We start from the raw sequence: 22,252 nt of genomic DNA on the forward strand, positions 1-22,252 counted from the left end.
TCATGACTGATACCCGTCGACTCCGGATGTCCAAACTCACCCTGGGTCTGGTCGCCGCTCTCGCCGCCGCTCCCGCCTTCGCCCAGAGCACCTCCGCCGGTGTCGGCGGCGTGGTCACCAGCACCTCCGGGCAGCCGGTCGCCGGCGCCGAAGTGACCATCGTCCACGTCGAGTCGGGTACCGTCAGCCGCGCCGTGACCGACGCCAGCGGCCGCTTCAACGCGCGCGGCCTGCGCGTCGGTGGTCCGTACACCGTCACCTTCCTCAAGGACGGCCAGACCGACCGGCAGGAGGGCATCTTCCTCGGCCTGGACCAGGTGGTCGCGGTCAACTCGCAGCTGGGCGGCGACATCTCGACCCTGGGCGTGGTCTCGGTCACCGGCACCCGCGGCAGCGACGTGTTCCAGCCGGACAACCGCGGCGTCGGCACCAACCTGTCGCGCGGCGACATGGACCGCATGCCCACCCCGGACCGTTCGATCCAGAACATCGTCCGCGCTGATCCCCGCATCGTCGTCACCGACCGCGACCGCGGCGCGTTCTCGGCGATGGGCCAGAACAACCGCTTCAACAGCATCACCATCGACACCATCGGCGCCGGCGATCCGTTCGGCCTGAACGACAACGGCCTGCCGACCAAGGGCACGCCGATCTCCCAGGACGCGATCGAGAGCTACAACATCTCCACCGCCAACTACGACGTGGCCACCCGCCGCGGCGTCGGCGCGTGGGTCAACGCGGTCACCAAGAGCGGCACCAACGAGTTCCACGGTTCGGCGTACTACGCCTACCAGAACGCGGACAACATGATCGGCAAGGGCGTCAACGACGCCAGGTGGACCGGCTTCACCAAGGACAGCACCATCGGCGCGACGCTGGGCGGCCCGATCGTCAAGGACAAGCTGTTCTTCTTCGTGTCCTACGAGGAGAGCGAGAAGAAGAGCCCGGGCTCGACCTGGGGCGCCTCGGATTCGAACGCCGCCAACCGCGTCAACGGCATCACCAATGCCGACGTGAGCGCGATCATCGCCGCCGCCGAGGGCTGGGGCATGACCCCGGGCGACACCGGCTCGGCCAGCTCGGACATCCTCGCCAAGCGCGGCCTGGTCAAGCTGGACTGGAACATCAACGACTACCACCGTGCCAGCCTGCGCCTCAGCCGTACCGAGGAGGACGAGCCGATCATCACCACCAGCAGCACCTCGCTGCTGCGGCTGTCGAGCAACTGGTACGTGTTCGACAAGGAGAACACCAGCTACGCGCTGAGCCTGTACGACGACTGGACCACCAATTTCTCGACCGAGCTGTCGGTGGGCTACAACAAGTTCGACCAGACCCGCGGCCCGCTGGTCGGCGGCTACCAGCCCGAAGTCCTGATCCGCACCAGCGGCACCGACAGCGGTTCGGCCGTGCAGCTCGGCACCGAGTTCTCGAGCCACGCCAACGTCCTGGCGGTCGAGACCTGGAACGCCTACTTCGCCGGCAGCTGGTACCTCGGCGACCACCTGATCAAGGGCGGCATCGACTACCAGAGCGACGACTACTACAACCTGTTCCTGCAGCGTTACTACGGCACCTACCAGTTCAACTCGATCCAGGACTTCGTCAACGGCACCTATCGCCGCTACCAGCTCAACCAGCCGGCAGCCGGCTACGACCTGAGCAACGTCGCCGCCGAGTTCAAGATGAAGCAGTACGGCCTGTTCATCCAGGACACCTGGCAGGTCAACGACAAGCTGTCGGTGCAGTACGGCCTGCGCTACGACGTGCCGAAGGTCGATCCGGACCCGACCTTCAACCCGTGCTTCGCCGCGGCGCCGGGTACCCTCGGCAACCTGGGCGTGTGCGGCCTGCGCAACAACCCGACCAACCCGAACGCCGACGTCGGTGGATTCGGCATGACCAACGCCAGCACCATCGACGGCAACGGCGTGATCCAGCCGCGGTTCTCGTTCAACTACGCGCTGGACACCGATCGCCCGACCCAGCTGCGCGGCGGCGCCGGCGTGTTCATCTCCAACACCCCGGCGGTGTGGGTGGCCAATCCGTACTCCAACAACGGCGTGGCGGTGGCGTCCTTCGACGTCAACCGGCTGCGGCTGCCGACCGACCCGGCGTTCAATCCGCAGAATCCGCAGATTCCGGGCAGCAGCACCACGCCGGGCCTGGGCAGTTCGACCATGACGGTCAACGTCGTCGATCCCGACTTCGAGATGCCGACCGTGGCCAAGTACAGCCTGGCCCTCGACCATGAGCTGCCGTGGTGGAACCTGGTGGCGAGCGCGGAGTTCGAGCGGGTCGACACGCTCAAGGGCATCCGCTACTACGACCTCAACATCGGCGATCCGACCGGCACCCTGCCGGACGGCCGTCTGACCTACGCCCGTTTCCCGACCCAGGCCCCGGGCAGCGCCAACACGGTCAACTGGAACAAGAACCCCTCGTTCGGCAACGTGATCTACCTGACGAACACCGACAAGGGCGTGTCCGACAACCTGACCCTGTCGCTGAAGAAGCCCTTCGACGGCACCTGGGCCGGCAACCTGGCCTACACCTACAGCCGGGCCACGGACGTCAACCCGGGCACCTCGAGCGTGGCCTTCAGCAGCTACCAGAACCGTGCGTGGGTCAACCCGAGCGAGGATGTCGAGTCGACCTCGAATTACTCGATCCCGAACCGCATCATCGCCTCGCTGAGCTGGCAGCGCAGCTTCTTCGGCGACTATGCGACCCGGATCTCGGCCTTCTACGACGGCCACAGCGGCGCGCCGTACAGCTGGGTCTTCGGCAACGACGCCCAGGGCATCGCGCTCTCCAACCGCTCGCTGGCCTACATCCCGGCCGGTCCGAGCGACGTGGTCTGGGCCAACGCCACCTCGCAGCAGCTGGCGGCGTCCTTCTGGGAGTACGTGTCCAGCAGCCCGGAGCTGGCGCGCTACCGCGGCCAGATCTTCGAGCGCAACTCGGCCCGCGCGCCGTGGGTGAACCAGCTCGACCTGGGCTTCAGCCAGGAGATCCCGGGCTTCGCCAAGGGCCACAAGGGCGAGATCCGCTTCGACATCTTCAACGTGCTGAACATGATCGACAAGGATTGGGGCGTGGAGTACCGCGCGGACTTCCCGTTGATCCGCCAGTTCGCCAATGTTGCCGGCGTCAGCGCGGACGGCAGGTACATCTATGACATCTCCGGCAGCCAGTACAACAAGGGCGGCACCTACCAGCCCAACGACCTGGGCGTGAACGAGTTCCTGAACCCCTCGCAGCGCTGGTCGATGATGATGACGGTTCGCTATTCGTTCTGATCGGCGATCCGGAAACGGCAAGTCGGAAACGGCCGGGGCGACCCGGCCGTTTCCTTTTCGGCTGCCGCGCCGTGCTTTGCGCGCGCGGCTGGAGTAGAGTCGGCGGCCGGTTTCCACGGATCGCAAGACCCATGAACGAAGCGGTTTCGAGCACGCTGCCCGTGCAGGACGCACGCATCTACCCGCGCGGCGGGCTGGACATCCTGTCGCGCACGGAAGTGGCGCGCCTGCGCGACGCCTCCAGCGGCGGCATGCACGAACTGCTGCGCCGCTGCGCGCTGGCGGTGCTGACCAGCGGCAGCGCCAGCGACGACCCGCGCGCCGCGCGCGACCTGTACCCGAACTTCGACATCCAGGTCACCCAGCAGGACCGCGGCGTGCGCATCGACCTGGTCGACGCGCCGGGCATGGCCTTCGTCGACGGCCAGATCATCCGCGGCGTGGCCGAGCTGCTGTTCGCCACCGTGCGCGACCTGGCCTGGACCGCGATCGAGCTGGGCGAGGGCTGCGGCGTCGACCTGGACAGCTCGTCGGGCATCACCGATTCGGTGTTCGGCCTGCTGCGCAACGCGCGCACCCTCAAGCCCGGCGACCCCAACCTGGTGGTGTGCTGGGGCGGGCATTCGATCTCGCGCGAGGAATACCTCTACACCAAGCAGGTCGGCTACGAGCTGGGCCTGCGCGGGCTGGACATCTGCACCGGCTGCGGTCCGGGCGCGATGAAGGGGCCGATGAAGGGCGCCACCATCGCCCACGCCAAGCAGCGCCAGCGCCGCCCGCGCTACATCGGCATCACCGAGCCGGGGATCATCGCCGCCGAATCGCCCAACCCGATCGTCAACGAGCTGGTGATCATGCCGGACATCGAGAAGCGGCTGGAGGCATTCGTGCGCATGGCGCACGGCATCATTGTGTTCCCCGGTGGCGTGGGTACCGCCGAGGAGATCCTGTACCTGCTCGGCATCCTGCTGCGCGAGGAGAACGCGGACCTGCCGTTCCCGCTGATCCTGACCGGCCCGACCATCGCCGCGCCGTACTTCGAGCAGATCGACCGCTTCCTGCGCCTGACCCTGGGCGAGGCGGCGACCTCGCGCTACGAGATCGTGATCGGCGACCCGGATGCGGTATCGAGGAAGATGGCCGCCGGCATCCGCAAGGTGCGCGAGGCGCGGATCGCGAGCAGGGATTCGTTCTACTTCAACTGGGGCATCGGCATCCCGCTGGAGTTCCAGCGCCCATTCGTGCCCAGCCACGAGGCGATGGCCGCACTGGACCTGCACCACGGCCGGCCGCCGTCGGCGCTGGCCGCCGATCTGCGCCGGGCCTTCTCCGGGATCGTGGCCGGCAACGTCAAGGAGGAGGGCATGCGCCGGATCGAGGAGCACGGCCCGTTCGAGATCCACGGCGCCCCGGACATGATGCAGGCCCTGGATGGCCTGCTGCGGGCGTTCGTGGAGCAGCGGCGGATGAAGATCGCGGGCGAGTACCGGCCCTGTTATCGGGTGGTGGCCTGAGGATGTACTGACGGTCCACGCCTGGCCTTCCGTCCCTCCCGCCATTCCGACCGCTCGTCCCCCGGCCGCTTGCCTCCCGTCGCTGGCAGGCTAGGCTGCCAAGCTATAGACGCTGGGGAGCGACCGCATGCCGTCCGACCGCCAAGCTGGCTTCACCCTCGTGGAGCTCATGATCACACTCGCCGTGCTGGCGGTGCTGCTTGCCATAGGTCTGCCCAACTTCCAGCAGAGCCTGCGCAACAACCGGGTGGCCACGACCACGAACGACATGATCGCCGCGATCTCGCTGGCGCGCAGCGAGGCCATCCGCAATACGCGTGGCGGCGCCATATGCGCCAGCGAGGACGGACTGACCTGTGGCGACGACTGGAGCCTGGGCTGGATCGTCTGGCGGGACGGCAATGCGAACGGCACCCCCCAGGCAAACGAGATCGTGCGTTTCACGCAGGGTAATCCGAGGATGGTGGTCACCGGTCCCGACGCGCCGGTCGTGTTCGATGCCCGCGGCCGGGTCAACGCGCCCGTCGACATCACCGTGCGGCCCCACGAATGCGGCAGCAGCCCCATGCTGCGGACCCTGTCGATCGGCGTGACCGGACAGGTGCGCAAGCAGGCCCCGGGGGTGTGCTCATGAGTGCGTCCAGGCGTTTTCGCCCCGTCAAGCACCGGCAATCGGGCTTCACGCTGATCGAAGTCATGATCGCGATCCTGATTCTGGCCTTCGGCCTGTTGGGTTTCGCCCTGCTGCAAACCATGAGCGTGCGCTTCTCGCAAAGCGCGAATGACCGCACGCAGGCGACGAATCTGGCCTACGACATACTCGACCAGATGCGCTCCAACCGTCTGGCGGCGGCGCAGTACGGCGGCAACTACACCGGAACCACTACCGGATGCGATCCGGATGCGGCCATCACCCCCGGCGGCTATCGAACCGTGTGGCAGTGCCGGCTGGGTTCGGCCCTCGGAGCAGGTGCGACCGGCAATGTCGTGTACGCCAATGGGGTTGCGACGGTCACCATTACCTGGGGTGACCAGCGCTGGGATGAAGTCAATCCCAATACCACCTTCCAGGTAAGGAGCCGCCTGTGAAGCGCCCCAGTCGTTCGCGCATGCTGGGCATGTCGCTGCTTGAGCTCATGATCGCGGTGCTGATCGGGACCATCCTGCTTATTGGCCTGGTCCAGGTGTTCAATGCCTCGCGCGCCGCCTACCAGTTGTCTGAAGGCATGGGGCGGGTCCAGGAGAATGCGCGCTTTGCCATGGACTACCTGCAGCGCGACTTGCGGATGGCGGGGCACTATGGTTGCGTGAACGACCAGTCGCACCTGCAGGTACCCGGCGCCCTGGTCACGCATTTCGGTGCAGCCCCGCCGTTCGGCCTCGATTTCGGCACCTCCGTCGTCGGCTACGACGCCGATGGAACGGCTCCCGGGGACGTGCTGGAACTGGGTTCGGAAGCGACGACGTGGACGCCGGCGCTGCCGGCTGCCGTTGCCGGCCTCAATCCGCTTCCCGGCAGCGACATCGTCGTGTTGCGTTACCTCAGCAGCTCGGGCGCTCCGCTGACGGCGATGAGCGCGGGCGGTGATTCGATCAGCGTCCCGGTCGCCCGTTGGGGGGCGCTGACCCAGGACGGCGTGGCCAATCCCACGTTGTTCGGCGTGGCCGACTGCAGCCATGTCGACATCTTCCAAGGTGTCGCCAACGGCTCCGGTACGGTCACGCTCGATCCCTCGGTCGGGCTTATCGAACGTTACACGGTCCAGCCCGCGGGTCAGACCATGCTTCATCGCGCCGAGTCGCTGGTCTACTACGTGGGAACGGGCGCGGGCGGCGGTCCCAGCCTATTCCGCGCGCGCTTCAACGGCGCCGCCTATGTGCCTGAGGAGTTGGTCGAAGGCGTCGAGAACCTCCAGCTGCTGTTCGGACAGGACCAGGTGGTCGACCTCGGCGCGGCGGCGCCGAGCGGGTTCATGGCGTTCCAGAATCCCGCATCGGCGATCACGAATACCGAACCCCATTGGCGGCGGGTCGGCATGGTCGAAGTCGGACTGCTGGTCCGCAGCCCCGACGCCGCCGCTTCCGCGGACCCCGAAGAAGTGAACCGGAAAACCGCCCTCGGGGTGGTTTTCGATCCCACGGGTGCCGCCGACCGGCGCTTCCGTGACAGCTACGAAACGACGGTCGCGCTGCGCAACCGGCTGTATGGAAACTAGACGAGGTCCCCCAATGACCCTGAGCGCTTGCCTCCCGTCCCGGTCCAGGCCGCCTGTTCCGCCCTCCAGGCAGGAAGGTGCGGTGTTGTACATGGCGCTGATGATCCTGGTGCTGCTGGCGCTGATCGGAATAGTCGGCATGCAGGTTGCCGGCCTGCAGGAGCGCATGTCGGCCAACTACCGCAGCGCGAACCTGGCCTTCCAGAACGCCGAAGAGCAGGCCAGGCTCCAGGAGTGCGCACTGGAAGACCTGGTCAACCGCACCAGCACGGTGGGTTGCCCGCCGGTGTCTCCGGACCAGTTCTGCGACAACGGCTTCGATCCCGCGGGCTGGGCACAGGGGTTCGGCATGGCCGGCGGCGCGCAGACGAACGCACGCCTTATCGGCCCCTGCATTTCAGGAAACACTTCGGTTGACATGGGTGCGCCGGTCAACGAAGACCCCAATCCGATCTACCAGGTGACGGTCTACGCTACCGACATGCCGGCGAACCCGGCTGCGGACGCGGCGATCGACATCATCTTCAGGCCCTGAGGTAAGTGCCATGGCATCTCGTCGCTTCCATCTGACCGTCGCCGCCGCTGTTGTGGCGCTGGGCGCCGGCGGCTACTACCTGTACCAGGCCTTCGCCGTGCAGGGGCAGGGCACGCTTGCGCAGGCCCCGCTGAACATCCAGTCCAGCGTGACGCCGGCCTTCATGATGGCCATCGATGATTCCGGTTCGATGATGTTCCAGAACCAGTTTCCCGGCAACGACGGCAAGGGTTGCTGGGGACGGGACACGAGCACTCAGCCATACAGTTTCTTCGTGACGAGCGGGGCCAATGCCGGCCAGGTCCGCGCCCAGCAGGGCGTCAATCTGACTTGCGATTTTGCCTACTCGTATGGCGCGCACTATCGCCTCAACGACAATGCTGGCACCAACACCTGGGTAGGCATCCCGCCGGTGGATACCTTCGGGTTCGCACGTTCGCACGAATTCAATCCGGCCTATTTCAATCCTTCTGTCACCTATCAGCCCTGGCTCAACAGCCTGGGTGTTTCCTATGCCAATGCCACACCGGCCAGTGCCCGTATCGATCCATCCGGCAATGTCACCACGGCCACGGTCAATTTGACCGTTCCGGTGGAATCCGTCCAGATGGCCAATGGCAACGGCAATCTCTCTTCGAAGTTCCGCCTGTTGACCGGCATGCACCTGCCTGCCGGCACGGTCTACCAGTTGCGCTTGGCCGACGACTGCGGCACCGGCGCCAGCACGCTTACCGGTGGCAACGTCTGGCACACGGTGCCCGCCGGCGGCATCACCACGAATGCCGCTTGCGATGTGTTCATCCGCCACTACCTGCCCACGTTCTACCTGCGACAGGACACCGCGGTGCCCGTGGGGTATGAGTCGGTTTCCCGCGAACTGGTCAACAACGCCTGTGGCGCCGGTTGCAACATGTACCGCTACACCATCGCAGCCTCCAATACGGCCGCGATGCAGAATTTCGCGAACTGGTTTTCCTACTACGGCAACCGGCACAAGTCGCTGATCGCCGGCCTCACCCATTCGATGGCTTCGGTCAACGACCTGCGGGCCGGGTACTTCCGCATCAGCCAGTATGACAGCAGGGGCTACACGACCGATCCGGTGACGACCGCGGGTCAACGGGTGGCGATGCGCGAGCTTGCCGTGCAGGCGCAGAAGGATGCGCTGTACACCGATATCCTGGCCCGGCCAAGTTGGAGTAGTACCTTCAACCGCCAGGCTGTCCAGGCTGCGGGTCGCCAGTTCAGGCGCACCGATTCCGGCGCTCCGGTGCAGTTGTCGTGCCAGAAGAACGCCATCATGTTGTTCACCGACGGATACAGCAACAACAACGGCCCGACCGTGGGCAATGTGGACGGCACCATGGGTGCGCCGTTCCAGGATCTCCATAGCGACACCCTGGCCGATATCGCCACCCAATACTATGTGAATGACGGCGGGAATTCCCCGATCCGCCCTGATATGACGCCGGGGAACGTGCCTGTACCAGGCGTATGCCCCACGACGGATCCAAGGGTGGATTGCCAGAGCAACCTGCACGTCAACTTCTATGGTGTAACGCTGAACGGGCGCGGGAACCTGTTCAATCCCGACATCGTCCAGGATCCCTATACCGATTCGTCCATCTACAACAACTGGCCGACGCGGCAGAACGACAACCGCAGCACCATCGACGACATCTGGCACGCCGCGGTCAATACACGTGGCGAACTGGTCAACGCGCGGACGCCGGTGGACATCATCGACGCGATCCGGCGGATTCTCCGCGCGGTAGGCGAAGGCAGCTCGCCCTCGGGCACCATCGGACTGACCGGTTCCCGCATCGGTGCCGGCTCCTTGACCGTCGTGCCCTTCTACGAGGCGCTCAACGAGGGCACGGACTGGTACAGCACCCTGACGGCGCAATCGGTGGCGAGCAATCCGCTGACCGGCCAGGTCTCGCTGACGACGCTCTGGGAAGCCAGCGACAGGCTTCCGTCCGCGGCGGTCCGCAGCACCAAGGTCTGGTATGGCGCGAGCGATGGCAGCGTCCGCCTGTTCAACGCCGGCAACCTTACGCTCGCGGATCTGTGCAACAACCCCGCGGCAGGCATGTCCCTGTGCACCGCACCGCTGATCACCTCGAGGCTGGGCGTCGACATCAGCCAGGCGGTGTCTTACCTCCTGGGCGATTCGACCCTTGAGGTGGCGAACGGCGGACCGCTGCGCGACCGCAGCGGCCCGCTGGGCGACATCATCAACTCCACGCCGGTGGTGGTTTCGCCGGCGAACGATTACGGCTACCGCGTGCTGCAGGATGGCTCGGGTAACTACGACTGGCTCGACTATGCCGGCTACCTGACCTCCAAGGCCGCCGCCAGCGGGCCACCGGCGATGGTGTATGCCGGTGCCAACGACGGCATGCTCCACGCATTCCACGGCGAGACGGGCGTGGAACAGTTCGCCTACGTGCCTGCCACTGCCCGTGGGCACATGGGCAACCTGCTCTTCCCCTATGTGGACGACGAGGTCGGCCAGATCTTCGAGCACCGCTACTACGTGGACGGTCCGATCACGGTCTCCGACACCTACTACGGCAGCGCCTGGCATACGACCCTGGTGGGGACGGCAGGGGCGGGTGGCAGGAGCGTGTTCGCGATCGACGTCACCAACCCCACGACCTTCTCGGCTACCAGCCGGCGCTGGGAGATCACCGACCAGCACACGAACGCGACGGTCCGCAACAACATCGGCCATGTCCTGGGCCGCCCGGTGATCGTGCCGGTCAAGAACACCACCGGTGCGGTCAGCTGGAAGGCGATCTTCGGCAACGGCTACAACAGCATCAACGGGCAGGCTGCGCTCTACGTGGTGGACATCGGCACGGGAGCCGTGCAGGTGATTCCCGCCGTCGAGACCGGCGCACCGGCCGGCAGCAACGGCCTGGGCAACATCGTCGTCATCGACCGCTGGGGCGGGAGCACGCTGAATACTCCTTTCAGGGATGGTTACGCGGATACGGTATACGCAGGCGACCAGAAGGGAGCGCTCTGGAAGTTCGACCTGCGCGCCGCGACCCCTGCGTCCCCGGCTGCACCGGTGTTCATCGCGCAGGATCCGTCGAACGCCTCCATCAGGCAGCCGATCATGGGCGGCTTGACGGCTGCGTTCGGACCGGGCGGCGGCCTCATGGTCTACTTCGGGACCGGCAGCTTCTCCTTCGTCAACGACGGCGACCCGGCCAACAGCCACGTGCAGTCGCTCTACGCGGTGAACGACCGTGGTGGTACGACGACGCTGACCCGGGCCGACCTGCACGTGCAGACCATCACGGCCGACGCGGACGGCGTGGCGCAGGTCAGCAGCACGCCGATGACGGCGGGCAAGTCGGGGTGGCGCATCGACCTTCCCGCCAGCGAAAGGTTCGTGGGCTATCCGCAGATTGCCAACGGCATCGTGTTCTACCCGACCTACGATCCGCGAGCAGGCGCCGGGTGCACGGGCAACGGATCCAACCGGCTGTTTGGCCTGAACGCGCTGAACGGCGCCGCCGGTCTGGGGTTCGTGCGCGTCGGCTCTCCGACCGGGGACCCGTACGCGTCCGGCACGGGTGCCGTCCCGCTGAACACGGGGGGCAGTGCGCCCGCCAAGGACGTGGCCGTGATGACCACGCCGCGTATATCACCCTTGGGGGCGGGGGCGTCGGATGATGATCTGGCGGCGGCTCTGGCTGCGCAGTGCTCGATGGTGGTACAGGCTCCGGGTGCGCCGCCGCTGTACATGCCGCGCGCATGTGGCAGGCAGTCGTGGCGCCAGATCCGGTGATCGGCAAGGAAATCGAGATGACCCCATCCACCCAGCCAAGAGACCACAGTGCCATGTCCTCGAAAACCGGTGGTTTCACCCTGATCGAGCTGATGATCGTGGTCGCGGTACTGGCCATCCTCGCTGCGATCGCGTTCCCGTCCTACCAAGAGCACGTCAGGAAGGCGCGGCGTGCCCAGGCCAAGGCGGACCTGGTGGAATATGCACAGGCCGCGGAGCGTTTCTTTTCGGTCAACAACACGTACGTCGGGTTTCCGCTTCCCAGCACCGTGTCGCCGCGGGAAACGGGAGCTACCCCACGTTACAACCTGGCCGCGAACCTCGGGGCCACGACCTTCACATTGACCGCAACCCGAGCTTCCGGTCCCCAGGCTGGCGATCGTTGTGGAGACCTGTCGATCACCAACACAGGACGGAAGACCGCAACCGGACCGGCGTCATTGGCCGAATGCTGGTAGCGGGCGGATGGAATCGGGAAGGCCGTCTCATGACGGCCTTCTCCTTTTCAGGCGCGCGCGATCCCATGTACAGGACTTTCAGAAACGACAAAGGCCGCGATCGCTCGCGGCCTAAGTGCATGAATTTCTTGGCGCCCGAAGTTGGACTCGAACCAACGACCCCCTGATTAACAGTCAAGTGCTCTAACCGGCTGAGCTATTCGGGCGGGGGCGCACATTGTAGAGGCAGGCCGCGCCGGGCGGCAAGCGGGGAGCCGATTGATCGCCTGTTGGCCATTCGATGGGGTTGTGGGCATTCAGGAAGCCGGACAGGGCGCGGGTGCCACGCTCTTCCGCGTCCTGACGCGACCGACGTTGTTGACGATGACCTCCCCCCGCAACACCGCACCCGCGCACACCCTCAAGGTCAGGTTGTTTCCGCCGCTGCGTCCGTCGGGCTGGTAACGGACGCGCAGGCGACCGGCGCTGGCGGTCACCCGGACCGATTCGTGAATGGGGTGGCGGACGTCGCGGAGTATGTCCTCGGGCCGCCTTGGCTGGTCGCTACGCGCGGGATCGAGGTAGAGCAGCCAGCCGGTGCTCCAGTCGGGCTCGGTCCGGCACCTGCCGTCGCCCCGTGACGGGCAGGCCGTGACCGGGATGCGGCGCGCAATGGCGGTATTCCGGGCCTGCGCCAGCTCGGCACCCAACTGGTGCATGGCGGAGGCGGCGCGTTGCCGCTTCAGCGTTTCCTGGAAGCCGGGCAGGGCCAGGCCCATCAGGATGGCGAGAACGGCCACGACCACGGAGGTCTCGGCCAGGGTGAATCCGGGGGCGGGTCCCGGCGCGTCCTTGCGCATGGGCGAAATCCTTTTCGCTCGGGACGGTCAGGATGGCTTTGGCCCACGTGAGCCGGGATCGGGTGGCATTGCGGCTGGTTGTAGGAATTCCCGCCCGTTCCTGTAGGAGCCGGTCTTGCCGGCGACACGGGCAGGAACCATCAGCCAGTTGCCTGGGCGTGGCGCGGCTTCCACGGGACTGGCCCCTGGCAGCACAACCTTCGGAGCCATCTTGGCGACGATAGGGAGCCGCGGCGTCGGAGCAGCCACCCTGAACCGGCCCCGTAGCCCTCGCGGCGTGCCCACGCCCGCTGTCTATACTGGCCAGTCCCCCGGAATGGTGCCGATCCGCGCATGAGCGAGCGATTCGAGCTGGTCTCTCCGTATTCGCCGGCGGGCGACCAGCCGCAGGCCATCGACAAGCTGGTCGCCGGCTTCGAGGCGGGCCTGGCCAAGCAGGTGCTGCTCGGCGTCACCGGCTCCGGCAAGACCTACACCATCGCCAACGTGGTCCAGGCGGTGCAGAAGCCGACCCTGGTGATGGCGCCGAACAAGACCCTGGCCGCACAGTTGTACGGCGAGTTCAAGGCATTTTTCCCGCACAACGCGGTCGAGTACTTCGTCAGCTACTACGACTACTACCAGCCCGAGGCCTATATCCCCTCGACCGACACCTTCATCGACAAGGACAGCTCGATCAACGACCACATCGAGCAGATGCGCCTGGCCGCGACCAAGGCGCTGCTGTCGCGGCCCGATGCGCTGGTGGTGGGCACGGTCTCGGCGATCTACGGCCTGGGCGCGCCGGAGGACTACCTGTCGCTGCGGCTGATCCTCTCGCGCGGCGAGCGCATCGACCAGCGCGAACTGCTGCGCCACCTGACCCAGCTGCAGTACACCCGCAACGAGTACGAGCTGCAGCGCGGCACCTTCCGCGTCCGTGGCGAGGTGGTGGACGTGCACCCGGCCGAAAGCGACGCCGAGGCGGTGCGGATCGAGCTGTTCGACGGCGAGATCGAGAACATCGCGCTGTTCGACCCGCTCACCGGCGAGGTCCTGCGCAAGCTGCCACGCTACACGATCTACCCGAAGACCCATTACGCGACCACCCGCGAGCGGGTGCTGACCGCGATCGAGACGATCAAGCTCGAGCTGAAGGAGCGGCTTGAGCAGTTGTACGCTCAGAACAAGCTGGTCGAGGCGCAGCGCCTGGCCCAGCGCACCCAGTTCGACCTGGAGATGATGGCCGAGGTCGGCTACTGCTCGGGCATCGAGAACTACTCGCGGCACCTGACCGGGCATGCGCCCGGCCAACCGCCGCCGACCCTGTTCGACTACCTGCCCGCCGACGCGCTGCTGGTGGTGGACGAGTCGCACGTGACCATTCCGCAGATCGGCGCGATGTACAAGGGCGACCGCTCGCGCAAGGAGACGCTGGTGGAGTTCGGTTTCCGCCTGCCGTCGGCGCTGGACAACCGGCCGCTGAAGTTCGAGGAGTGGGAGGCGCGCGCACCGCGCGCGGTCTACGTCTCGGCGACGCCCGGGCCTTACGAGTTGCGCGAGGCCGCCGACCAGATCGTGGAGCTGGTGGTGCGGCCGACCGGCCTGGTGGATCCGCAGGTGGAAGTGCGCCCGGTCGGCACCCAGGTCGACGATCTGATGGGCGAGATCAACAAGCGCGTGGCCCAGGGCGACCGGGTGCTGGTCACCACCCTGACCAAGCGCATGGCCGAGAACCTGACCGACTACCTGTCCGAGCACGGGATCAAGGTCCGCTACCTGCACTCGGACGTGGACACGGTCGAGCGGGTGGAGATCATCCGCGACCTGCGCCTGGGCAAGTTCGACGTGCTGGTGGGCATCAACCTGCTGCGCGAGGGCCTGGACATGCCGGAGGTGTCGCTGGTGGCGATCCTGGACGCGGACAAGGAAGGTTTCCTGCGCTCGGCCGGCTCGCTGATCCAGACCATCGGCCGCGCCGCGCGCAACCTGCGCGGCACCGCGATCCTGTATGCGGACACGGTGACCCGGTCGATGAAAGTGGCGATCGACGAGACCAACCGCCGCCGCGAGAGGCAGGAGGAATACAACGCCGAGCACGGGATCGTGCCCAGGCAGGTGGTGCGTCAGATCATGGACGTGATGGAGGGTGCGCGCGCCGAACCGGGTGAAGCCAGGGGCAAGGCCGGGCGCGGCAAGGCGCGGCAGGTGGCCGAACCGGCGGCCGACTACGCGATGGTCATGGATCCAGCCCAGGCCGCCCGGAAGATCCAGGAACTGGAGCAGCGCATGTACCAGCACGCCCGCGACCTGGAGTTCGAGGACGCCGCCCGGGTCCGCGACCAGATCCGCCGGCTGAAGGAGGCCAGCCTGGCCGGTTGACCGCCTCTTGCAGGAGCCCGCTCATGGGCCACACCGGCATCGGAATTCCGAGGGCGTCGCCTGTGCCGACAGTGCCGCACCGCGGACAAGCCCGGCTCCTGCAATCGCAGCCGGACCGGCTTTTGCAGGAGTCCAGCTTGCTGGCGGTTTCGCCACGCTTCTTTCCGGCAACAAAAAAGCCGGCACGCCGGCCGGCTTGTTGTTTGTCCACAAAATGCCCTGGAATCAGGGCCTTAGGTGGTGGGCGGTACAGGGTTCGAACCTGTGACCCCTACCATGTCAAGGTAGTGCTCTACCGCTGAGCTAACCGCCCGGATATTGCGGCCCGTGCGGATTGCCCGCGACAGGGGCGCGCATTCTACCCCGCGGTCGGGGCGGCCCACAACCGGGAAGTGCCGGTCCCACCCTCTTGTGTAGGAGCGGGCATGACCGCGACACGGGCGTCGGGATCACGAGGGCGTCGCCTGTACCGGCGTCGTCGTGTCGCGGTCATGCCCGCTCCTACACAAGCCAGGGTGGCTGGCTCCGGTGCAAGGGGCGGATGCCCGGGCGTTCGCGGCAGCCCGCGGGGGCGCGTGCCGCCCGGCACGACTGGCCAGGGTCTGCCCTTTACCGGCTCCGCCCCGGCCGGGCATATTCGCGCGGCAACGCGACAACCGTACTTGGATCGATGCGTGACCACGTCGATCCACTGGCATCCAACGCAGATCGGGACACCCACATGACGATTGCGACAGGCGGCGCGACACAGCGGCTGCAGGAGCAGGTGGCCTATCCGCACCTGGCCGGCCGCAGGGTATTCGTCACCGGGGGAGGCAGCGGCATCGGCGCGGCGCTGGTGGAGGCGTTCGCGCGCCAGCGGGCGCAGGTCGCCTTTGTCGACGTCGCCGTCGAGGCCAGCGACGCGCTGGTGGAGCGGCTAGCCGCCGCGGGGCATCCGCGCCCGTGGCACCGTCGCTGCGACGTCACCGACGTGGCGGCGCTGCAGCAGGCCATCGCCGAGGCCGCTGCCGAACTGGGCGACTTCCACGTACTGGTCAACAACGTCGGCAGCGACGACCGCCATGCTTTGGACGAAGTCACGCCCGAGTACTGGGACCGTTGCGTGGCGGTCAACCAGCGCCCGGCCTTCTTCGCCATCCAAGCGGTGCTGCCCGGCATGCGCCGGCTCGGCAGCGGTGCGATCGTCAACCTGGGGTCCAACGGTTGGCGGATCCGGAACGACGGCTACCCGGTGTACGCCACCGCCAAGTCCTCGGTGAACGGGCTCACCCGCGGCCTGGCCCGCGAACTGGGCGCGCAGCGGATCCGCATCAACGTGGTCACGCCAGGCTGGGTCATGACCGAGCGCCAGGTCACGCTGTGGCTGGACGAGGCGGGCGAGTGCGAGATCCAGCGCAACCAGTGCCTGCCCGACAAGGTCCAGCCGGACGACATCGCGGCGATGGTGCTGTTCCTGGCCTCGGACCAGGCGCGCGCGATCACCGCGCAGGAGTTCGTGGTGGACGCCGGCTGGAGCTGAGTTCCCTGGCCCGCGCGTGCGGCGCGCAGGCCGGAGTGGGATGCGCACGGTGCCAGGCCGTCGTGGCTGCGCCCAGCTCCTGTAGGAGCGGGCATGACCGCGACCCGACGCCGTCGGTACAGGCCACGCCCTCGTGATCCCGACGCCCGGGTCGCGGTCATGCCCGCTCCTACAGGAAGCAACGAGGCGTCAGGTTTCCGGCTGAAGGCCACGCACAAATGCGCACCGGAATCCGCCGCACACGGCCGCGGCAGCCGCATACTGCACCCGGGAGCACAGAGGAGGATCTCCATGAGTCGACGTTTCAGCAGCTACATCGCCGGGCAGTGGATCGAAGGCGAGGGCGGCCACGCCGACGAGAACCCGTCCGACCTGGCCACGCCGGTCGGCGAGTACGGCGTGGTCGACGCCGCGCATACCGCGCAGGCGGTCGAGGCGGCAGCGGCGGCCTTGCCGAAGTGGGCGTTCTCCACGCCGCAGCAGCGGGCCGACGTCCTCGATTTCGTCGGCAGCGAGATCCTGGCGCGCAAGGAGGAACTGGGCCGCCTGCTGGCGATGGAAGAGGGCAAGACCCTGCCGGAGAGCATCGGCGAAGCCGCCCGCGCCGGGCAGATCTTCAAGTTCTTCGCCGGCGAGGCGTTGCGCATCCCCGGCGAGAAGCTGGCGTCGACCCGCCCGGGCGTGGATGTGGAGATCACCCGCGAGCCGGTCGGCGTGGTCGGCATCATCGCGCCGTGGAATTTCCCGCTGGCGATCCCGGCCTGGAAGATCGCGCCGGCGCTTGCCTACGGCAACACGGTGGTGTTCAAGCCGGCCGAGATCGTGCCCGGCTGTGCCTGGGCGCTGGCCGATATCCTCTCCCGCGCCGGCCTGCCGGAGGGCGTGTTCAACCTTGTGCTCGGCGGCGGCCGCACGGTCGGCCAGGCGCTGGTCGCGCACCCGCGGCTGGACGCGCTGACCTTCACCGGCTCGGCGCCGACCGGCCACGCGCTGCTGCGCCAGGCGGCGGAGCGCGCGCTGAAGGTGCAGATGGAGATGGGCGGCAAGAACCCGCTGGTGGTCCTGGCCGACGCCGACCTGGACAAGGCGGTGGAGTGTGCGGTCAACGGCGCCTACTTCTCCACCGGCCAGCGCTGCACCGCCTCGAGCCGGCTGATCGTGGAGAACGCGGTATACGACGAGTTCGCAGCGCGCATGCAGGCGCGGCTGGCCAAGGTCAGGGTCGGCGATCCGCTGGAGCCGGGCGTCGACATCGGCCCGGTCGCCAGCGGTGCGCAACTGGATACCGATCTGGCCTACATCGAGGCCGGCCATGCCGACGGTGCCGAACTGCTGGCCGGCGGCGAACAGGTGGAATGGAAGACGCCGGGCCACTTCCTCGCGCCGACCCTGTTCGCGGCCAAGCCCTCCGACCGCATCGCCCGCGAGGAGATTTTCGGCCCGGTCGCCGCGCTGCTGCGCGCCGACGACTACGAGCACGCGCTGGCGCTGGCCAATGACACCGAGTTCGGCCTGTGCGCGGGCATCTGCACCAACTCGCTGAAACATGCCACGCACTTCAAGCGGAACGCGCAGGCCGGCATGGTGATGGTCAACCTGCCCACCGCCGGCGTGGATCCGCACGTGCCGTTCGGCGGCCGCAAGGCTTCCAGCTACGGCCCGCGCGAACAGGGGCGCTACGCGGTGGAGTTCTACACGACGGTCAAGACGGCCTATACCTCGGCCTGAGGCCGCGGCATCCGCCGGCGCAATGCGCCGGTGCGAAGGCCAGGGAGCCGGTCGGTCACGCGCTGACGACGACGAACGCCGCTGCCACCGGCAGATCCCATGGCCGGTTCTGCCTTGCGCGCGCCAGCTGGCGTGCAGGCGACCACTGGGCATGTCGCTTCGTTCCGCTTCCGGCCGCGGCGAACGCCACGATGCATCCGCCCGGCCACCGGCGGGCAATGCCTATAATCCGGGTGTGCCGCCGTTGCCGCGGCACCGGTCCGTCCATGGGGAAGCTGGCTTGTCCGACGACATCACCCGACTGCTGCTGTCCTGGCGCGCCGGCGACCTGCAGGCGCGCGAGTACCTGTTCGATGCGGTCTACGAAGTGCTGCGCGAGATGGCCATGGCCCGCCTGGGCGCGGCGCACGGCGACATGACCCTGCGCCCGACCTCGCTGGTCCACGAGGCGCTGCTGCGCATGCTCGGCCGCGACGTCGGCTATGCCGACCGCGCCCACTTCTTCGCCCTGGCCGCGCTGAAGATGCGCGCGGTGCTGGTCGACCACGCCCGTGCCAACGTCGCCGCCAAGCGCGGCGGCGGCGCGGTCAACGTCACCCTGTCGCACGTCGACCAGGGCGGCGTGCACAACGAGGACGTCGGCGATTACGACGTGCTGGCGCTGCACCAGGCGCTGGAGCAGTTAGGTGGGCACGACGAGCGGGCCGGCCGCGCAGTGGAACTGGCGTACTTCGGCGGCATGTCGCACGAGGAGATCGCCACGGTGCTGGAGATCTCGGTGCCGACGGTGGACCGCGACCTGCGCTTCGCCAGGGCCTGGCTCAACCGGCAGCTCGGCTGAGCGCCGCATCCTAGGGGGAAGGGCATGACCGGGAACGAACGCTGGCAGCAGCTGCGGGAACTGTTCGACGCGGTCTGTGACCTGCCGCCGGAGGCCTGGAGCGGCGAGCTGGAGCGGCTGACCGCCGATCCTGGACTCATGCGCGAGACGCTCGAACTGCTGCGCGCGCAGACCCAGACCCTGGAGCGCGCCCGTGCGCCGCTGGACGGCCTGCTGTCGCGGATCGCGGCGCCGGAACTGCAGCCGGGCGATACGCTCGGGCCCTGGCGCCTGACCGGGCGCCTGGCATCCGGCGGCATGGGCGTGGTCTTCGCCGCCGAACGCGCCGACGAGCTCTACGTGCAGACCGTGGCGGTGAAGCTGCTGCGCGGCTTGTCCGATCCGCGCACGGCCGAGCGCCTGGCCGAGGAGCGCCGCATCCTGGCGGGCCTGCAGCATCCCAACATCGCGCGCCTGTACGACGGCGGCACCACCGCCGCCGGCCTGCCGTACCTAGTCATGGAGTTCGTCGACGGGCAGGCGCTGGACGCGTACTGCCGCGACCAGGCGCTGGACCTGCGCCAGCGGCTGGCACTGTTCGTGCGCGTCTGCCGCGCGGTGCAGGCGGCGCATGCGCACCTGGTCGTGCACTGCGACCTCAAGCCCGGCAACGTGCTGGTCCGGGCCGACGGCGAGCCGGTGCTGCTGGATTTCGGCATCGCCCGACTGCTGGACGGCGCCGGGCAGGGCGAACGCACCGCTTACTGCACGCCCGCCTACGCCGCGCCGGAAACGCTGTCTGGCCAGCCCGTCGGCGTCGCCAGCGACGTCTTCAGCCTCGGCGTGATCCTGGTCGAACTGCTCGCCGATCGCCGGGTCGAGCGCGACGCGGCCGACCGCGACCGTCCGGTCGCGGCACCCAGCAAATGGGCCGGTGCCGACTGTCCCTGGCGCCGGCGCCTGCGCGGCGACCTGGACGCGATCGCCGCCCGCGCCTGCGCGCTGGAGCCGGCGTGGCGCTACGCCTCGGTCGAGGCGCTGGCCAACGACGTGCAGCGCTACCTGGACCACCGCGCAGTGGCCGCGCGGCGGGGCTCGCGCCTGTACCGGCTCGGCCGTGGCCTGCGCCGCCACTGGCGCGGCGCCAGCGTTGCGGCGATGGTGCTGGCGCTCAGCGGCGCGTTCGTCTGGCGCCTGGGCGAGGAACGCGAACAGGCGCGGCAGGAGGCGCTAATGGCCGAACAGGTCGGCCGCTTCATGCTGTCCGCGTTCGAGGCGGCCGACCCACGCAAACGCGGCAAGGGCGAGACCGAGGCCTCCGCGCGCGAGGTGCTGGACGCCGGCGCCGAACGGATCGACCGGGAACTGGCCGATTCGCCCGCCATCCGTGCGCGCGTGCAGCACGTGATCGGGCAGGCCTACATGAATGTCGGCCAGTCGCAGCGTGGCGAGGAACTGCTGCGTGCCGCGGCCGGGTCGCTGCTGTCGGCGGAGGTCGACCGGCCGCTGGAGGCGGTCGATGCGCTCAATGAACTGGCGGTGCTGCTGGCCAACGGCCGGCGCGGCGACGAGGCCGAGCAGGTCGCGCGGCAGGCGCTGGCACTGGTCGAGGAACGTGGCGGATCCGATGCGAAGGAAGTCCAGGACGTGCGCGCCAGGGCATGGAACTCGCTCGGCCTGGCGCTGATGAACCAGGAGCGTTTCCAGGAAGCGTTGGATGCGTTCGAACATTCGCTCGAACTGCGCGACTCGCTGCCCGACGTGCAGCGCCACCGTGCCCGGGTCAACCACAACATCGGGCTGCTATACCGGAAGTGGGGCGACCTGGGCCGCTCCGAAGCGATCCTGCGCGACTCGCTGGCGATGAAGATCGAACTGGAGGGGGCCAACTCCTACGCGACCTGGATAACCCGGCACGTGCTGGCGATGACCGTGGCCGAACAGGGGCGGCTGCGCGAAGCCGAGGCGCTGCAGAAGGAGAACCTGGCGCTGGCGCTGGCCCTGTTCGGCGACGACAGCGACCACACCGCCACGGTCTACAACGAACTGGCCAGCCTCAACCAGGACCTGGGCGACTACCAGGCGGCGGGCGCCTATTACGCCCATGCGCTGGAGATCAAGGCGCGGGTAGCGGGCGAGGACAGCGTCGACTACGTGGTCACGCTCAACAACCTCGCCAGCCTGGAGGAGTCGCGCGGCGATTCCGAGCGCGCGCTGCAGCTCTACCGGCGCTCGTTCGAGTTCCGCCACGCCAAGCTGGGCGCGGAAAACCCCAGCACGCTGCGTGCCGAGGCCAACCTGGGGCGCGCGCTGATGCGCAGCGGGCGGGTCGACGAGGCCGAGCCGCTGCTTGCCCATGCCTTGGCGGTCTGGTCGGCGCGGCTGGCCGCGGACGCGACCGACGTGCTGATCACGCGGCTGGGTTGGGCCGAATGGGAGATCCGCGCCGGCCGCCACGCCGCGGCGCGGGCCACGCTGGAGGCGCTGCGGCCGCTGCTGGCGGGCAAGCCGCCGCAGCTCGCCTTGCGCCACCAGGCCCTGGTGGCCGACCTGCTGCAGCGCGAAGGCCGCGCGGCCGATGCGGCGGCGGCGTGGTCGCAGGCAGTGGCCCTGGCCGAGCAGCAGTACGGGACGGACACCATCTCCACCGCGCGCCACCGCGTACCGCTGGCCGAGTCGCTGTTCGACGCCGGCCAGCCCGGACCGGCCCGCGAGCAGCTGCGCCAGGCCGCGCCGGTGCTGCGCGAGCAGTTGCTGCCCGGCTCGGAACTGCCGCAGCGGATGGCGCGGCTGGAGTCGGTGTTGGGAGCAGGCTGAGGCGGCGGTTCTTGTGTAGGAGCCGGGTTCAGCCGGCGACCCGACACCGTCGGCACAGGCGACGCCCTCGTGTTTCCGGCGCCCGTGTCGCCGACTGAAGTCAGCTCCTACAAGAAGAGCGGCCGCGCGCGGCTGTTGTAGGAGCCGGGTTCAGCCGGCGACCCGACACCGTTGGCCCAGGCGACGCCCTCGTGTTTCCGACGCCCGTGTCGCCGACTGAAGTCAGCTCCTACAGAACAGCGGGCGCGCCGCGGCTGTTGTAGGAGCCGGGTTCAGCCGGCGACCCGACGCCGTCGATACGGATGTCGCCCTTGCAATCCCGGCACCCGTGTCGG

Annotated in this window: 14 protein-coding genes and 2 tRNA genes; 13 read left to right on the forward strand and 3 right to left on the reverse strand. The window is 68.0% G+C overall.

Going from position 1 to position 22,252, the window contains the following annotated elements; translation table 11 throughout:
• Positions 1 to 26: 26 nt before the first annotated feature.
• The 8 genes from WQ53_RS12545 (at position 27) to WQ53_RS12580 (ending at position 11,830) form a co-directional block, all read left to right on the forward strand.
• Positions 27 to 3,302, forward strand: a complete 3,276-nt coding sequence (locus WQ53_RS12545) for a TonB-dependent receptor (RefSeq protein WP_236685860.1) — start codon at positions 27 to 29, stop codon at positions 3,300 to 3,302.
• Positions 3,303 to 3,433: 131 nt separating this feature from the next.
• Positions 3,434 to 4,816, forward strand: a complete 1,383-nt coding sequence (gene ppnN / locus WQ53_RS12550) for a nucleotide 5'-monophosphate nucleosidase PpnN (protein WP_052632879.1) — start codon at positions 3,434 to 3,436, stop codon at positions 4,814 to 4,816.
• Positions 4,817 to 4,943: 127 nt separating this feature from the next.
• The gene (locus tag WQ53_RS12555) at positions 4,944 to 5,450 is read left to right on the forward strand and encodes a GspH/FimT family pseudopilin (RefSeq protein WP_052632881.1); all 507 of its coding nucleotides are present in this window, start codon (positions 4,944 to 4,946) and stop codon (positions 5,448 to 5,450) included.
• Entirely contained in the window at positions 5,447 to 5,905 is a 459-nt protein-coding gene (gene pilV / locus WQ53_RS12560) for a type IV pilus modification protein PilV (RefSeq protein WP_082113017.1), read from the forward strand. The genes WQ53_RS12555 and pilV overlap by 4 nt, the downstream gene beginning before the upstream one ends.
• A complete protein-coding gene (locus WQ53_RS12565; RefSeq protein WP_428992250.1) occupies positions 5,902 to 7,032 on the forward strand; it encodes a PilW family protein in 1,131 nt (376 codons plus the stop codon). The genes pilV and WQ53_RS12565 overlap by 4 nt, the downstream gene beginning before the upstream one ends.
• A 91-nt stretch (positions 7,033 to 7,123) precedes the next feature.
• Positions 7,124 to 7,567, forward strand: coding sequence for a pilus assembly PilX family protein (locus tag WQ53_RS12570; protein WP_052632887.1), 444 nt, complete (start codon positions 7,124 to 7,126; stop codon positions 7,565 to 7,567).
• 10 nt (positions 7,568 to 7,577) lie between these two features.
• On the forward strand, positions 7,578 to 11,372 hold the full coding sequence (locus WQ53_RS12575; protein WP_082113019.1) for a pilus assembly protein: 3,795 nt from the start codon (positions 7,578 to 7,580) through the stop codon (positions 11,370 to 11,372).
• A gap of 17 nt (positions 11,373 to 11,389) precedes the next feature.
• Positions 11,390 to 11,830, forward strand: a complete 441-nt coding sequence (locus WQ53_RS12580; protein ID WP_052634079.1) for a type IV pilin protein — start codon at positions 11,390 to 11,392, stop codon at positions 11,828 to 11,830.
• Positions 11,831 to 11,959: 129 nt separating this feature from the next.
• Here WQ53_RS12580 and WQ53_RS12585 read toward each other — a convergent pair.
• Positions 11,960 to 12,036 (reverse strand) — tRNA-Asn (locus tag WQ53_RS12585).
• A gap of 90 nt (positions 12,037 to 12,126) precedes the next feature.
• Complete coding sequence (locus WQ53_RS12590) at positions 12,127 to 12,669, reverse strand: GspH/FimT family pseudopilin (RefSeq protein WP_052632892.1); 543 nt, start codon at positions 12,667 to 12,669, stop codon at positions 12,127 to 12,129.
• Between the two features lie 333 nt (positions 12,670 to 13,002).
• On the opposite strand from WQ53_RS12590, the gene uvrB reads away from it, so the two are divergent.
• Positions 13,003 to 15,030 (forward strand): excinuclease ABC subunit UvrB, encoded by a 2,028-nt coding sequence (gene uvrB, locus WQ53_RS12595; protein WP_052632894.1) that lies wholly within the window; start codon positions 13,003 to 13,005, stop codon positions 15,028 to 15,030.
• Positions 15,031 to 15,268: 238 nt separating this feature from the next.
• Here the strand turns inward: uvrB and WQ53_RS12600 are convergent.
• Positions 15,269 to 15,343 (reverse strand) — tRNA-Val (locus WQ53_RS12600).
• A 408-nt stretch (positions 15,344 to 15,751) separates the two neighbouring features.
• On the opposite strand from WQ53_RS12600, the gene WQ53_RS12605 reads away from it, so the two are divergent.
• The 4 genes from WQ53_RS12605 (at position 15,752) to WQ53_RS12620 (ending at position 21,917) form a co-directional block, all read left to right on the forward strand.
• Positions 15,752 to 16,552 carry an SDR family NAD(P)-dependent oxidoreductase gene (locus tag WQ53_RS12605; RefSeq protein WP_052632895.1) on the forward strand — a complete coding sequence of 267 codons (801 nt, stop codon included), beginning with the start codon at positions 15,752 to 15,754 and terminating at the stop codon, positions 16,550 to 16,552.
• Between the two features lie 291 nt (positions 16,553 to 16,843).
• On the forward strand, positions 16,844 to 18,280 hold the full coding sequence (locus tag WQ53_RS12610; protein WP_052632898.1) for an aldehyde dehydrogenase family protein: 1,437 nt from the start codon (positions 16,844 to 16,846) through the stop codon (positions 18,278 to 18,280).
• A gap of 280 nt (positions 18,281 to 18,560) precedes the next feature.
• Positions 18,561 to 19,121, forward strand: a complete 561-nt coding sequence (locus WQ53_RS12615) for an ECF-type sigma factor (protein WP_052632900.1) — start codon at positions 18,561 to 18,563, stop codon at positions 19,119 to 19,121.
• Positions 19,122 to 19,145: 24 nt separating this feature from the next.
• Entirely contained in the window at positions 19,146 to 21,917 is a 2,772-nt protein-coding gene (locus WQ53_RS12620) for a serine/threonine-protein kinase (RefSeq protein WP_052632902.1), read from the forward strand.
• Positions 21,918 to 22,252: the final 335 nt, after the last annotated feature.

It is taken from the genome of Pseudoxanthomonas suwonensis (assembly GCF_000972865.1).
In the GTDB taxonomy this organism is placed as follows: Bacteria; Pseudomonadota; Gammaproteobacteria; order Xanthomonadales; family Xanthomonadaceae; genus Pseudoxanthomonas; species Pseudoxanthomonas suwonensis_B.

Bases quoted from the DNA above. Each gene is read 5' to 3' on its own strand.
- WQ53_RS12570 (WP_052632887.1), top strand. From the start codon at position 7,124: ATGGCGCTGATGATCCTGGTGCTGCTGGCGCTGATCGGAATAGTCGGC.
- pilV (WP_082113017.1), top strand. From the start codon at position 5,447: ATGAGTGCGTCCAGGCGTTTTCGCCCCGTCAAGCACCGGCAATCGGGC.
- WQ53_RS12545 (WP_236685860.1), top strand. From the start codon at position 27: ATGTCCAAACTCACCCTGGGTCTGGTCGCCGCTCTCGCCGCCGCTCCC.
- WQ53_RS12610 (WP_052632898.1), top strand. From the start codon at position 16,844: ATGAGTCGACGTTTCAGCAGCTACATCGCCGGGCAGTGGATCGAAGGC.
- WQ53_RS12575 (WP_082113019.1), top strand. From the start codon at position 7,578: ATGGCATCTCGTCGCTTCCATCTGACCGTCGCCGCCGCTGTTGTGGCG.
- WQ53_RS12580 (WP_052634079.1), top strand. From the start codon at position 11,390: ATGACCCCATCCACCCAGCCAAGAGACCACAGTGCCATGTCCTCGAAA.
- WQ53_RS12620 (WP_052632902.1), top strand. From the start codon at position 19,146: ATGACCGGGAACGAACGCTGGCAGCAGCTGCGGGAACTGTTCGACGCG.
- ppnN (WP_052632879.1), top strand. From the start codon at position 3,434: ATGAACGAAGCGGTTTCGAGCACGCTGCCCGTGCAGGACGCACGCATC.
- WQ53_RS12605 (WP_052632895.1), top strand. From the start codon at position 15,752: ATGACGATTGCGACAGGCGGCGCGACACAGCGGCTGCAGGAGCAGGTG.
- uvrB (WP_052632894.1), top strand. From the start codon at position 13,003: ATGAGCGAGCGATTCGAGCTGGTCTCTCCGTATTCGCCGGCGGGCGAC.
- WQ53_RS12555 (WP_052632881.1), top strand. From the start codon at position 4,944: ATGCCGTCCGACCGCCAAGCTGGCTTCACCCTCGTGGAGCTCATGATC.
- WQ53_RS12590 (WP_052632892.1), bottom strand. From the start codon at position 12,669: ATGCGCAAGGACGCGCCGGGACCCGCCCCCGGATTCACCCTGGCCGAG.